Source organism: Pseudarthrobacter sp. WHRI 8279 (assembly GCF_040224115.2).
In the GTDB taxonomy this organism is placed as follows: domain Bacteria; phylum Actinomycetota; class Actinomycetes; order Actinomycetales; family Micrococcaceae; genus Arthrobacter.
Map to the genome: position 1 here is coordinate 3,319,695 of NZ_CP168162.1, position 13,732 is coordinate 3,333,426.

Annotated in this window: 11 protein-coding genes; 1 reads left to right on the top strand and 10 read right to left on the bottom strand. The window is 65.3% G+C overall.

Annotated features, from left to right (window positions below; all coding sequences use genetic code 11):
• Window positions 1-21: 21 nt before the first annotated feature.
• The 10 genes from ABRP28_RS15290 to ABRP28_RS15335 form a co-directional block, all read right to left on the bottom strand.
• The gene (locus tag ABRP28_RS15290; RefSeq protein WP_350003412.1) at window positions 22-1,215 is read right to left on the bottom strand and encodes an MFS transporter; all 1,194 of its coding nucleotides are present in this window, start codon (window positions 1,213-1,215) and stop codon (window positions 22-24) included.
• Window positions 1,212-1,985, bottom strand: coding sequence for a DeoR/GlpR family DNA-binding transcription regulator (locus ABRP28_RS15295; RefSeq protein ID WP_350003410.1), 774 nt, complete (start codon window positions 1,983-1,985; stop codon window positions 1,212-1,214). Before ABRP28_RS15295 ends, ABRP28_RS15290 begins: the two co-directional genes overlap by 4 nt.
• Before the next feature lie 41 nt (window positions 1,986-2,026).
• The gene (locus ABRP28_RS15300; RefSeq protein ID WP_350003408.1) at window positions 2,027-3,709 is read right to left on the bottom strand and encodes an ATP-binding cassette domain-containing protein; all 1,683 of its coding nucleotides are present in this window, start codon (window positions 3,707-3,709) and stop codon (window positions 2,027-2,029) included.
• Between the two features lie 96 nt (window positions 3,710-3,805).
• Window positions 3,806-4,990, bottom strand: a complete 1,185-nt coding sequence (locus ABRP28_RS15305; protein ID WP_374152828.1) for an IS30 family transposase — start codon at window positions 4,988-4,990, stop codon at window positions 3,806-3,808.
• A gap of 77 nt (window positions 4,991-5,067) precedes the next feature.
• Window positions 5,068-7,056, bottom strand: coding sequence for a penicillin-binding transpeptidase domain-containing protein (locus ABRP28_RS15310; protein WP_350004119.1), 1,989 nt, complete (start codon window positions 7,054-7,056; stop codon window positions 5,068-5,070).
• A 69-nt stretch (window positions 7,057-7,125) separates the two neighbouring features.
• Window positions 7,126-8,574 carry an NAD(P)/FAD-dependent oxidoreductase gene (locus ABRP28_RS15315; RefSeq protein WP_350004120.1) on the bottom strand — a complete coding sequence of 483 codons (1,449 nt, stop codon included), beginning with the start codon at window positions 8,572-8,574 and terminating at the stop codon, window positions 7,126-7,128.
• On the bottom strand, window positions 8,567-10,033 hold the full coding sequence (locus tag ABRP28_RS15320; protein ID WP_350004121.1) for a glycosyltransferase 87 family protein: 1,467 nt from the start codon (window positions 10,031-10,033) through the stop codon (window positions 8,567-8,569). Before ABRP28_RS15320 ends, ABRP28_RS15315 begins: the two co-directional genes overlap by 8 nt.
• Window positions 10,034-10,194: 161 nt before the next feature.
• Entirely contained in the window at window positions 10,195-10,332 is a 138-nt protein-coding gene (locus ABRP28_RS15325) for a hypothetical protein (protein ID WP_350004122.1), read from the bottom strand.
• Between the two features lie 579 nt (window positions 10,333-10,911).
• Complete coding sequence (locus ABRP28_RS15330; RefSeq protein ID WP_231454169.1) at window positions 10,912-11,496, bottom strand: histidine phosphatase family protein; 585 nt, start codon at window positions 11,494-11,496, stop codon at window positions 10,912-10,914.
• Entirely contained in the window at window positions 11,493-13,016 is a 1,524-nt protein-coding gene (locus ABRP28_RS15335) for a CCA tRNA nucleotidyltransferase (RefSeq protein WP_350004123.1), read from the bottom strand. Before ABRP28_RS15335 ends, ABRP28_RS15330 begins: the two co-directional genes overlap by 4 nt.
• A 207-nt stretch (window positions 13,017-13,223) precedes the next feature.
• On the opposite strand from ABRP28_RS15335, the gene ABRP28_RS15340 reads away from it, so the two are divergent.
• The gene (locus ABRP28_RS15340; protein WP_350004124.1) at window positions 13,224-13,724 is read left to right on the top strand and encodes an NUDIX hydrolase; all 501 of its coding nucleotides are present in this window, start codon (window positions 13,224-13,226) and stop codon (window positions 13,722-13,724) included.
• Window positions 13,725-13,732: the final 8 nt, after the last annotated feature.

The window sequence follows — 13,732 nt, forward strand, 5'->3', positions numbered from 1 at the left end:
CGGACCAGCCCGTGCGCGGCGTTAACCGGCCTTAAGGGGCTTAGCCACTCCTGCGAGCAGGAGCGCCAGGAGGATCGGGGCGAGGATGGCCAGGAGCGCCAGGTGGATTCCGGTGAGGTCGCCCAGGTACCCCAGGAGCGGAGGCCCGGCGAGGAACGATATATAACCCAGCGTGGATACAACAGACACCCTTGCGGCGGCATGCCTGGGATCGTCCGCAGCGGCGGACATGCCCATGGGGAAGGCCAGCGCTGCGCCAACTCCCCACAAGGCAGCTCCAACGGCGGCAAGCCACACGTTTCCTGCCAGCACGAAGAGGCAGAGCCCGGCCGCTGCGGCAGCCATGCTTGCCCGCAGGACGGCAACGCGGCCGTACTTGTCGATGACGCGGCCGCCAAGGAAGCGCATTGCCGTCATGGCAAGGACGAAGAGCGCGAACATCAGGGCGCCGGTGGATTCTGAGGTGCCCAGGCCGTCTACGGAGGCTTTGGCGATCCAGTCATTGCCCGCCCCTTCCGTCAGTGTTGCCCCCAGGACCACGATGCCGATGAGCAGGGTGCGGCTGTCGCGCCAGGCTGACGGGCCTTTTGCTGCCTTTGGTTCTCCATCAGGTGTGGCGTTGGAGATGTGCGGGAGGAAGTAGCGCGGGGCGGTCAGCATTACCAGTACCACCACGCCGGCGATGACCAGCAGGTGCAGGGGAAGGCCGACGCCCAGGTTCGAGAGTCCGGCGCCGATCAGAGCGCCGACGAAGGCACCGCCGCTGAAGGCTGCGTGGAACTGGGGCATGATGGTGCGCCGCAGCTTGTGTTCCACGTCGGCGCCTTCGATGTTTTGGGCTACGTCCCAGAGGCCGATGGCTATCCCGAAGAAGAACAGGGAAACCGCCGTCCCCGGAATGGAGGCAACAGAGAGCGACGCCGCGATTCCTACCCCCGCAAGGGCCGCCAGGCTGCCGCCGAAACGTGCGGTGTTGGCGGTCCCGATCCTGCCCACCACGAGGCCCGCAGTGGGGAGGGCGAGAAGCGAACCCACGGCGGTGCACAGCAGCAGCGTGCCCATCTGGCCGGAGGTGATCTCCAGGGTCTCGGTGACGGCGGGAATCCTCGCGGCCCAGCTGGCAAAGACCAGGCCGTTGATGCCAAATACCACAAAGGTGGCTGCGGCAGCGGCGTTCAGTCCAGCGTGCTGCTCTGTTCCGGTGTTGATGCTCATACAGTCACTACTTCCAGGGAGTATTTGTCGAGTTGCGCGCGGTCTTGGGCGCTGAAGCTCTTATCGGTCACCAGGACGTCCACCCGTTCCAGCCCGGCAACCAGTGCCCGGGCCTGTGCATCCCATTTGGAGGCGGCGGCTGCCACCACTACCCGGCCGGCGGATTCCAGCCCGGCACGTTTCACTGCCGCATCATCGATGTCGTGGGCCAGGAGGCCGGCGTCGAGGTCCACAGAGCACGGTGTAACAACGGCGGTATCGAAGCGCAGTGACCGGATGTTGGATTCGGCGAGCGGGCCGCGGAAGCACAGCTCGCCGGGGACAAGGCTGCCGCCCGGCAGCAGCAGGGCAGGACGGGTGCCCGCGGTGGGTTCTTCGCCCGCGAGGATGGTCAGCGACCTGAGGGACATCGGCATGACGGTCAGGTCCCTGCCGCCCAACGCGCGCGCCACCTCCGCAGCTGTGCTGCCGCTATCCAGCCAGACGTGTTCACGGTGCGCCAATAGTCCTGCCACCGCAGCCGCGATGCGCCGTTTGGCGTCCTGGTCCTCCAGCTCGCGCTGGCCGTAGCCCGGATTTTCGCCGCGGCCGATCAGGCTCCGCGCCCCGCCGTGGACGCGGCGGAGGACGCCGTTCGCTGCCAGGACCTCGAGGTCCCGCCGGATGGTGGCGCCCGAGGCGTCGCAGGCCACCGTCAGCTCCTCCACGGTCACCTCATGGCGCTTGCGGAGCAGCCCGGCAATAGCGCGGTGCCGCTCGTCAGTCTTCATGATCAAATGATAGCAACTTCTGATCATTTGATCATGCTGGGTTAGCGGACGCGCTCCACGCGCTTTTCGTCCCATACCGGCTCGGCAGATTCGTACACCTTGCCGTCGGATCCGAACACCAGGAAGCGGTCGAAGGTGCGCGCGAACCAGCGGTCGTGGGTCACTGCGAGGACGGTGCCTTCGAAATGGTCAATGGCCTTCTCAAGTGCCTCGGCCGAGTGAAGGTCCAGGTTGTCCGTCGGTTCGTCAAGGAGCAGCAAAGTGGCACCACTCAGCTGCAGCAGCAGGATCTGGAACCGTGCCTGCTGCCCGCCGGAGAGGGACTCGTACTTCTGCTCCGACTGCCCCGCCAGTCCATAACCGTCCAGAGCCCCGGCCGCTGCTTCGCGTCCGAGTCCCGAACGGTGCTCATCACCACGGTGCAGGATTTCCAGCAGCGTCTTGCCAAGGAGGTCAGGCCGGACGTGGGTCTGGGCAAAGAACCCGGGACGGATCCTGGCGCCAAGTTTCACCGTGCCCTCGTGCGGCACTTCGGCGATTTCGACGTCGGAAACGGGCAGGTGCTCCCGCTCAGGATCGGTCCCTCCCGTTGCCAGCAGCCGGAGAAAGTGCGACTTGCCCGAGCCGTTGGAGCCCAGGACGCCGACGCGGTCACCGAACCATACTTCGGTGGAGAAGGGCTTCATGAGCCCGGTCAGTTCCAGTTTCTCCGCCACGATGGCACGCTTGGCGGTCCGCCCGCCCTTGAGGCGCATCTGCACATTCTGCTCGATGGGCAGGGCCTCTGGGGGCCCAATTTCCAGGAACTTCGCCAGGCGGGTCTGGGCAGCGTGGTACCGGTTGGCCATGTCCGAGCGGAATGCAGCCTTGTTTTTGTACATGTTGACGAGTTCCTTGAGCTTGACGTGCTCCTCGTCCCACCGCTTCCGCAGTTCCTCGAAACGGGCGTTCCGGTCTGCCCGCGCCTCCACGTAGGAGCCGAACCCGCCGCCGTGGATCCAGGCGCCGGCACCGTTGATGCCTGGTTCCAGCGTGACGATGCGCCCCGCGGCGTTGTTCAGCAGCTCACGGTCGTGGCTGATGAAGAAGACTGTTTTCCTGGATTCATTCAGCTTCTCCTCAAGCCACCGCTTGCCCGGAACGTCGAGGTAGTTGTCCGGTTCGTCCAGCAAAAGGAGGTCGTCCGGCCCGGCAAAAAGCGCTTCGAGAACCAGCCGCTTCTGCTCGCCTCCGGAAAGGCTCGACGCCGGGCGGTGCTGCGCGCGGTCAAAGGGAAGTCCCAGCGCGGCCATGCACACCTCGTCCCAGACGGTTTCGACGTCGTAGCCCCCTGCGTCTCCCCAGTCCACGATGGCCTGGGCGTACCGCATCTGGCTGGGCTCGTCGTCGTGCTCCACCATGGCCAGCTCGGCGTCGTCCACCTCACGCGCCGCTGCCGCCAGCGCAGGCGGGGCAGCGGATACCAGCAGGTCCCGGACGGTGGAATCGTCCCGGACCTGGCCCACGAACTGCCGCATGATGCCCATGTTCCCCGAACGCCCGATCACGCCTTCATCCGGGACCAGGTCACCGGCGATGATGCGGAAAAGGGTGGTCTTCCCGGTGCCGTTGGGGCCGATCAGGGCGGTCTTGGTGCCGTCCGGGACCTTGAAGGTGACCCCGTTGAGCAGCTGGGTGCCATCGGAGAGGAAGTAATCTATGCCGGAAACGTCAATATGGGCCACGTACTCCATCTTCCCACGGCCACGACGGAGAGTTTTTGTCCACTTATGGCGACTTTGCCGGCGGCAATGTCAAGTGGTGGGAGCAACGCGGGGTGGTTAGGCCGCTTGCAGCAGCTGGTTTAGCCGGTTGGCTGGGGTATCGAGGTTGAGGGTCGGTCGGGGGCGGCGGTTGAGCTTTGCCGCGATGCGGTTGAGGTCCTCAGGGGTATGGGCCGAGAGGTCGGAGCCTTTTTCGAACCAGAACCGCAGGAGCCGGTTGGTGTTTTCATTGGTGCCGCGCTGCCAGGGCGAGTGCGGGTCGCAGAAATAGAGCGTGGTTTCCAGCGCGGTCTGGATCTTCGCGTAGCCGGCGAGTTCTGTGCCGCGGTCCCAGGTGATCGAGCGGCGCAGGTGCTCCGGGAGGTTCGCCATTTCCCGGATCATCGCGGCGGCGACGGTTTCGGCGGTATGGTCCCCGGGCAGGTGCAGCAGGATCGTGAACCGGGTTGAGCGCTCCACGAGAGTGCCGATCGCGGTCCCGTCAGAACCGATGATCAAGTCACCTTCCCAGTGCCCGGGGACCGCCCGGTCCTGGACCTCGGCGGGGCGTTCGCTGATCTTGAACGCCTCCTTGTAGGGGCTGCTCTTGAGCCGGTCGGCGGTGTGGGGGATGCGTTGTTTACGTTTCAGGCTGAGGTTTTCGGCCAGGTCTTTCCGCAGGCTTCCGCGGGTTTGGACATACAGGGCCTGGTAGATCGTCTCGTGGCTCACCTGCATAGTCTGGTCACCGGCAAAGTAAAACGCCAGCATCGACGAGATCAGCTTCGGACTCCACCCATCGTCCATCCACACCGCGATCAGCCGGCACAAATCCTCGTCCTCGATGAGCTTGAAGGGCTTGGGCCGGCGGCGTGCCTGATGGGCTCTGGTGTGCGCGACTTTAGCGTTGTACCTGCCCTCGGCGTCACAGTTGCGGTTGACCTCCCGCCAGATGACGGACTTGTCCCGTCCGATGGCCGCACCGATCTTCGCGTAGCTCATCCCGGCTTGCCGGCCCATCTGGATCATCCCCCTCTCGGCTTCGCTTAGTGCCCGCCCGCAGGAGACCTCCACGGACGGGGCAGGATCTGCCAGGCCGCCATGGGCCGAGATGCTCAGCGTCATCTGACCAGACTCGGCCCACCACTTCTTCCCGGTCCCGCGCGAGGCTCCGACACGCCGTGCAGCCTCACTGACGGACGCGCCGGAGCACACCAAATCAAGAAAATCATCACGAACATGGACAGGAAACAACTTCGGCATCAAACGCTCCATCAATCAGAACGTTGCAACCACCATATGAATCTGCCGGCAGCGAAGTCGCCATACATGGACAAAAACTACCCGGCTGCGGTGAGGAACTCCTTCAGCAGCGGCCCGGACGTCGTCGCTCCCAGTCCGCCGTCCTCCACGAACACGGCGACTGCCAGGTCGCCGTGGACAGCCACGATCCAGGCATGCGTCTTCGGCGGGTTTTCTTTGCCGTATTCAGCGGTGCCGGTCTTTGCCCCCACGGGTGCCCCGGGAACGCTCGAAAGGAATCCTGCGTGGCCGGAGGTGACCACGGCGCGCATCATGTCACCGAGGGCAGTGGCCTCGGCAGCGGTAATCGGCTCGCCCGACGCCGTCGACGGCGGTTCCGCCGTAGCGGACGCGGAAGGCTGGGCTGCCGGTGCCGTGGAACCGCTCGTCGTGCCGGCCGCGGCAGCACCGCCGTCGGGATTCAGGACCAGCTGTGGTGACACCGGTGCGCCCTTGGCCACGGAACCGGCCATCATGGCCGCCGCCAAGGGAGAAAGCAGCACCTTGCCCTGCCCGATCATGGAGGCGGCATGCTCCGTCCCGGCCGCCTCGCCGGGGACCGATCCGAGGAACGCGTCGGCGCCCAGTGAAGGTGCTTCGACAGCGATGCCCATGGCCAGGGCGGCGGCCTCGAGCTGTCCCTGTGACACGGTGTCCCGGGCGGCGATGAACGCCGTGTTGCAGGAATGTGCAAAAGCGTCCCGGAGGCTGACGGAACCCAGGGAGCCCTCGGGATAACCGTCGGCATTCTTGAAGGTGCGCCCGTCAACCGTGAGGGTCGGCGTGCACTCAACCTTGGAATCGGGGGTCAGCCCGTTGCGGAACATGGCCAGGGAATCCACCATCTTGAAGATCGATCCCGGGGCGTACTGGCCCAGCATGGCCGTGTTGTAGCCGTTGCTGCCGGGACCCGATGCCACGGCCAGCACGGCACCGCTGGAAGGGCGCAGCGCCACGATTGCCGATGCCGGTCTCACGTCCTCCAGGGTGGTCTCCGCCAGTGCCTGCAGGGCCGGGTCGATGGTTGTCTTCAGCGGAGTACCGGGCTCCGGCGCGACTTCAAAGAGCACCCGCCGGGGGTCCGTTGCCGCGGACTGGATCTGTTCGCGGGTCAGGTCGGCGCGCTGCGCGCGGATCACGACGGCGTCCGTCCCCCTGAGCTGTTCGTCGTACTGCTGCTGCAACCCGCCGATGCCGGTGACATCGCCCGCCGCCAGGGCGCCCTCCGAGGCTTCGATCTGTTCAGCAGTGGCCTCTCCCACGGTGCCGAGCACGGCGCGGGCGAAGGTCCGGCTGGGTGCCAGCGGCACAGAGGCAGGTATGGCACGGGCACCAGGGATGGCTGCGATCTGCTCATTGGTGATGGTCCGGCCCTCTTCACGCAGGGTGATCGCCGAAACAAAGGCTTCAGCACCGGAAGCCTGCACCTGCTGGACGTAGCCGGCAGGGTCGACCCCCACGAGGGAAGCAAGCCTGGTGGCGGAGTCGGCGGGATCGGCAGCGCCCAGCTGCGGTTTGTCTATGCCGACGTTCACCACCGGACGGTAGGTGACCAGGGGCACGTCCCCGGCCCCAAGGATGTCCGCGCGCGGCGGGGACTGGGACCCCTTGGCCAGGATCTCGCTGTCCGCGAGGCCGGGTGCCAGGGTTGCCGGGTTCCAGACCGTGAGCCATTTGTCCCCGGACTTCTTGAAGTTGGCCGGGACGGTGTATTTCCACTCGGCCTCCCCGAACTTCCAGGTGTAGTTCAAGGGAGCTGAGGCGTTGTCCCCGTCCAGGGTGACGGCGCCTGCTTCAACCTCGGGCTTCTGTGGATCCAGTGCTTTGAAGACGCCGCGCAGTTGATCGTTGGCGGCAGCGGCGTCCTTGCCGTCGAAGGCCACCCCCGCCACATCGAGTCCCGAAACTGCTGTGGCAAACTGCTGTGCTGCGGCTTCTGCGCCGCTCCTGCCGTCGTCGCAGGCCACCAGCGAAGTTCCCAGGATGAGCGCAGCTACGGCAACAGAAAGTTTTGTTGATTTCCCCATCCGGCCATTATCACCCCGCACAGCAGGTGGAATTGGCCACCGGGAGGGCCTGGAAGTGTTGCGTTTTGGCTACGGCGCGCCCAGGCCCAACGCCGGAACGGGCAGCTGGAATATGTCCTTCAGCGCATGGGTTGCCGCGTGCAGCCCGGGCATACCGGTAACACCGGGACCGGGCGGCGTGGAGGAGGAACAAAGGTAGACGCCGCGCATGGGGGTGCGCCAAGGGTGCCGGGACACCACTGGCCGCTGGACCAGGCCGCGGAGGTCCATGGTGCCCGCGCTGAAGTCCCCGCCGATGTAGTTCCGGTTGTACTCGGCCAGCTGGGCCGCGGTCACCACGTTGGTGTCCACCACGAGGTCCCTGAAACCGGGGGCGAACCTCTCCAGCTGTGCGGTGATGGCTTCCGCCATGTCCCTGGTTGACCCAGCCGGCACGTGGCAGTAGGTCCACAGGGTGTGGCGCCCGGCGGGAGCACGCCGCGGATCGAAACGGGAGGGCTGGGCCACCAGCACGTAAGGGCGCTCGGGGTGCCGGCCCATGCTGACCTCGTTTTCCGCGTGCGCGAGTTCCGCCCTGGTCCCGCCAACATGGACTGTTCCGGCGTCAGCCAGTTCCGCAGCCTCCCACGGCACGGGGCCGGAGAGGATGAAGTCCACCTTGCACGAGCCGTTCCCGTAGCGGAAGGCCTCCAGGGCTCTGCGGTAGCGCCCGGGAAGGGAGTCGCCGGCCATGTCCACCAGTCCACGCGGCGCAACATCGAGGAGGGTGGCACGCGCGGGCGGAAGGTCAGTCAACCGGTTTATCGGGGCGTTGGTGTGGAGGATGCCGCCATGTGCCTCTATGTCCGTTGCCAGGGCGGCGGCGATGGCAGCAGAACCACCCAGGGGAATGGGCCACCCTTCCGCGTGGCCCAGTGCTCCGAGCATCAGCCCTGCCCCGGAAGCGGCCAGGGACGGAAGGTGGGACACGGCGTGGGCCGCAACACCGCTGAGGAGCGCAGGAGCGGCTTCCTCCCGGAACCGGGCATTCCAGAGTCCCGAACCTTGCTCCAGGGTCCGCAGGCCGAAAATGCCCGCGGCCACAGGATTGCGGGGAAGGCGGAAGAGCTGGTTCTGCGTGAAGTCCATGACGTCGTCGATATTCCGCACGATGGGGCCCATCAGCCGCCGGTACGCCGCGCCGTCCCTGCCGAGTCCAGCCGCTGTCCGGTCCAGCGACCGGTAGGCGAGGGCTGACCGGCCGCCGTCCAGCGGTGATCCAAAGGAAAGCTCGGGAGTAACAAGTTCCATCCGCTGTGAGAGCTCGAAAGCCCGGAAGAAGGGCGAGGCCAAGGCCATTGGATGAACCGCGGAGCAGACGTCATGGAAATGGCCCGGCTGCATAAGTTCGGCAGTGCGGGTTCCGCCGCCGACCACAGGCGCGGCTTCGAAGACCTCCACGGCAAGCCCTGCCCTTGCCATCACTGCCGCGGCGGCCAGCCCGTTGGGTCCTGCGCCCACCACCGTTACGTCAGGCATCTGATGCTGCCTTCCGCGGGAGCGTGGTGCCTGTCCGGCGGCGCAGGTTCAGCCGGAACCGGTCCGGCGCGCCGGTGAACGGCCCGCCATGCGGATCGTCGAGGTGGTGCCGGCGGATGGGATCGTAGGTGGGGTCGTAGATGTCCCAGACAACCCGTGCCATCAGGTAGGCGACGGCCAGCATGTGCGCTGCCACGGCAAGGACGTAGTAGGGCATATCCAGGTTGTGCTGCGAGGAGCCGGCGCTGGTCACCTGTCCAAGGTACATCCATACTGCGGCCCAGTGCAGGCCTTCGATGCCCTGCCAGACCACGAAATCGCGCCACCGCGGCCTGGCCAGCGCCAGGAGAGGAATCAGCCACACGACAAACTGCGGCGAGTAGACCTTGTTCGTCAGGATGAAGGCCGCCACAACCAGGAAGACAAGCTGGGCCAGGCGCGGGCGGCGCGGCGCGGTCAGGGCAATCACGGCGATGAGGGCGCACCCCACCACGAACAGGCCGAGGGACAGCAGGTCTACGGCTGCACCGCTGAGCTCCTGCCCCCTCAGCCTGCCCAGCACCAGGTTGTAGGCAAACCAGGGTGAGCTGTATCCGGCGCCGCGGTCCGCCGAGAACTGGAAGAAGTAGGCCCAGCCAGGGAAATTTGTGACGGCGAAGGGGAGGTTGACAAGGGCCCACGAGGCAGCGGCAGCCCCAGCGGTCTTGAGGAAGGGCTGGAAGCGTCCGGTCCGGATGGCGAGCAGGAGGATGGCGCCCAGAATAAGCAGCGGATACAGCTTTGCTGCCGTGGCAAGACCGATAAAGACGCCGGCCAGCACCAGTCGCTCGCGGGAGAAGAAGTACATGCCCACGGCAAGGAGGGCCACCGCCCAGAGGTCCCAGTTGATTGTGCCGGCCAGGATGATGCCCGGCGCCAAAGCCACCATGGCCGCGTCCCAGGGCCGGCGGGCGCTCATCCGGGCGGTGGTTAGCACCGTGACCGCCGCGGCGGCGGCCAGAAGAGCGGCATTGATATCGAAGTAGGCAAGTATCCGGGCATCCGGGGTTCCGGTGCCGGGGACCAGCCACGCCGTAACCCCGGCGATAAGGGCCGTCAGGACAGGGTATTCAAACTGGCTCCCTGTTCCCAGGATGGGGAAGTTGCCGTCTGCCAGTCCGCGGTTGCGGAACAGTTCAGGGAAGTCGGAGTAGCAGGTGGCGTAAAACTGGGTGGGGGATTCCCACCCGTTGGCGCGGCAGTATCCCTTCAGCAGGATGCCCGCCAGTGCCGCCAAAACGGTCAGCAGGACAAGTACCCGTTCCACGCTGAAGACGCCGGGGGAAACGATCCCTGGAGCGGTCCGGGATCCGAGGGGTCCGCCCACCACTTCCGTGAAGTTCCTCAGCAGGACATCGCTGCGGCTTGGAACAACAAGGCGCAGCCTTCCTCGATGCTCGGGCGGCTGGGTGTCCTCCATGTCTTCGAGCTTACCGCCGCACCCCGAAGCCGTTTGGACGCCCGGGCGGGGAGCCCACGCGCCGCCGCGTGGGCTCCGGCCACAGGTTCGCTGATATCCACGGCAGCTCCTGGCTGAGGCAGTTCTTTTCGCAGCTGTCCCGGACCGCCCCCGCAGGTTCCTTAGCGGGTTCCGCCGATCTGCTGGTGCATCAGGACGAACACGTCCTCGCGTTGCTTTTCCAGCAGCGTCTCATTGAACTTCCTCCGGATGCTGCGCCGTCCTTGGGCGGGAAGCAGGAGTTTTCTGAACTTCTTCATGGCAATCACCTCCTTCAGTTGAGGGCGTGCGCCTACATTTGGGCACGGCAATTAGGCCCCTCCTAGCCGGATAAAATTGAGGCAGGGAATTATGGCGGTGCGAATATTGGCAGAAAGAATTAGACGCCAATTACCCGAAAATGGGCACTAAAGCTGCCGATGATCAGGGCAATAGGCAAAAGAATAGGCAGGAAGATTCCGTGTTCCGGGAAAATCGGTCACAGTGGCCGCACCTGCAATGCGCAGGTTGGTGCCCTGCCGATCCAAGGCCCGGGGAAAGGACGCTGCTGCCCGGAGATCCAGGCGGGAGTAGCGGCTAGGAGCCGGCGTAATCCCAGAGGGGGCGCACAAAAGCATCAGTGGCCGGGGCAGCGGTGATGGTCAGCTTCCGTCCGCTAGTCAAAGTAATCATTGTCCCAACCTCCTTTTCTGCTCTGCCGCGGCTGGGGCTAAGGCCCGGGCAGCGTGCGCCGTGATCCCGGCAGGACGCCCTGGGAACAGGAATAAAATTACACTACTGGTTGGATGATTCGCTACTAGATAGCTGGAATTTATCCAATTAATTTTTGGTTTTCGCTGCTAAAGGCCCCAGCGGACGATCGCGGGCGTCTTTTTATCCCACCCGAGTGTGCACACCTTTGCAGTACCCAGAATGAAATGGCGGCCCTCGGCAGGCGGCAATTCCAGCCAGCGCGCGGTAAGGATCCGTGAAAAGTGGCCGTGGGCCACAATCAGCACATTGTCCATGCCGGACTCGAGCACGCGGCCGATAATTTTGTCCGCCCTGGCCGCAACTTCATCCAGCGTTTCGCCGTTGGGAACGCCGTGGGTCCAGATGAGGTAGTCGGGATTGTCTTTGCGGATCAGGTCCGAGCTGATCCCTTCGTAATCGCCGTAGTTCCACTCCACCGCCAAGGGTTCGTGCTGGGCGTCGGGAAAGCCGGCAAGCTCGGCCGTACGCCGTGCGCGCCTCAACGGCGAGGTGAGCACGAGGTCGAAGTCCACGGGGTCCAACACCTTCCGGGCCTCCACGGCCTGCTGTTCACCCTCGACGGTCAGTGGAAGATCCGTAAGCCCGGTGTACTGGCCGCTCTTGGACCATTCGGTCTCGCCGTGGCGCAGTATCCAGAGCTGGGGCCGGGGGGCAAGGGCAGGAATGGTCACTTGGACTCCTCAGAAGGGGACGGCTCGACGGCGGCGGGGGACGTTCCAGCGCCAGGCGCAGGAGGTGTGGGTTCGGCAGGCGCCGATTCCGGCTGCCTTGCCCACCAGCGGAGCAGCCGTGCTTCCGCTTCCTCCGCCGGCAGGGGACCGTTCTCCATCCGCTCATTCAGCAGGAACTTGTAGGCACGGCCCACTACCGGACCGGGTTTGATGCCCAGCAGGGCCATGATCCGGGCGCCGTCAAGATCCGGGCGCACGGCATCCAGCGATTCCTGCTCCCGAAGGGCGGCGATGCGGGCTTCGAGGTCGTCATAGGCGAAGGCGAGGCGTTCGGCTTTCCGCTGGTTGCGGGTGGTGACGTCCGATCGGGTGAGCCGGTGCAGCCGTTCCAGCAGGGGCCCGGCATCGGTCACGTAGCGGCGGACTGCAGAGTCGCTCCAGTCTGCATCCCCGTAGCCGTAGAAGCGCATGTGGAGTTCCACGAGGCGGGCCACGGCTTTGGTGGTGTCGTTATCGAAACGCAGCGCCTTCATGCGTTTGGAGGTGAGCTTTGCTCCCACCATGTCGTGGTGACGGAAGCTCACCGCGCCGCCCGGTTCGAAGCGGCGCGTTGCCGGCTTCCCGACGTCGTGCATCAATGCTGCGAAGCGCAGCACAAAGTCCGGACCGGGCACCGGGCCCTCGCTGTCCGTCTCCAGCTCCGCTGCCTGTTCCAGTACCTGGAGGGAATGCTGGTAGACGTCCTTGTGCCGGTGGTGCTCGTCCGATTCCAGCCGCAGGGCGGAAACCTCCGGCAGCACGAACTCGGCGAGGCCCGTGTCCACGAGCAGATCCACGCCGACCCGCGGACGGGCGCCGCAGATGAGCTTGACCAGTTCGTCCCGTACCCGTTCGGCGGAAATGATGGTGATCCGTTCGGCCATCTGCGTCATGGCCTGCCGGACGTCGTCGTGGACGGAAACACCCAGCTGGGCAGCGAAGCGCGCCGCGCGCATCATCCGCAGCGGATCATCCGAGAAGGAGGCTTCCGGTGCCCTGGGGGTAGCCAGCACGGAGGCATGCAGGTCGCGTACGCCTCCGAAGGGATCCACCAGTTCCAGGGAGGGCAGTTTCAGGGCCATGGCGTTGATGGTGAAGTCCCGCCGGAGCAGGTCATCAGTCAAGGAGGAACCGAAGGCCACCACGGGCTTGCGGGAATCGGGATCGTACGCCTCTGCCCGGTAGGTGGTGATTTCGATCTGGAAGCCTGCCTTGCGCATGCCGATGGTGCCGAAGGCGCGGCCGATCTCCCAGTAGTTGTCCGCCCACTTCTTGATGAGGGCCACCGTCTGGTCCGGGGTGGCGTCGGTGGTGAAGTCCAGGTCGGGGGAGGTCCGGCCCAGGAAGAGGTCGCGCACCGGCCCGCCCACCAGCGACAGCTCGTGGCCGGCGTCCACGAAGCGCTGGCCGAGCTCCAGGACCACCGGGTCCACCTGGAAATCGACGGTCTGGGAATCAGTCTTGTGATGTGCGTGAGCCATAGTTACTTAAGCTTGTCAGAAACCAGCGCGTCGGCAGGCCAAAATACGGTCAAGATCGTGCGGAATCACTCCACCGCCGGCAAAGTGCGTCATATGCAGTCCATGTTGGTGTCATGTTCCGGTCATCACGAGCGGGCAACAGTCGTTAGAGTGGACTCCATGGCCCAACCAGTACCGAGCGCTCCAGGCAGGAGGACGAACGCACCATTGCCCTCGGCAATCGGTGCGCACGTTGCGCCCGCCCAGCATGCGGCACCGGCATCGCTGCCTACGGTTGAGGAAGTCTCAGCCGGCGGCGTTGTAGTGGACACGTCCGACGCCGAGATGAGGGTTGCGATTATTGCCCGCCTTAACCGCGGCGGACGTTTGGAATGGTGCCTGCCCAAGGGCCATCCGGAGGGCAAGGAAAACAACGAGCAGGCCGCGGTAAGGGAAATCGCCGAGGAAACCGGCATCGAGGGGGACATCCTCGCGCCCCTCGGAAGCATTGACTACTGGTTTACGGTCAGCGGCCACCGGGTCCACAAAACGGTCCACCATTACCTACTGCGCGCAACGGGCGGCGAACTGACCATCGAGAACGATCCGGACCAGGAAGCCGTGGACGTGGCATGGGTTCCCATCCAGGAGCTGGCCCGGAAGCTGTCCTTCCCCAATGAGCGCCGGATCGCCGACCTCGCCCGCGAGGTCCTGCCGGAGCACCTGTAGGACTGCTG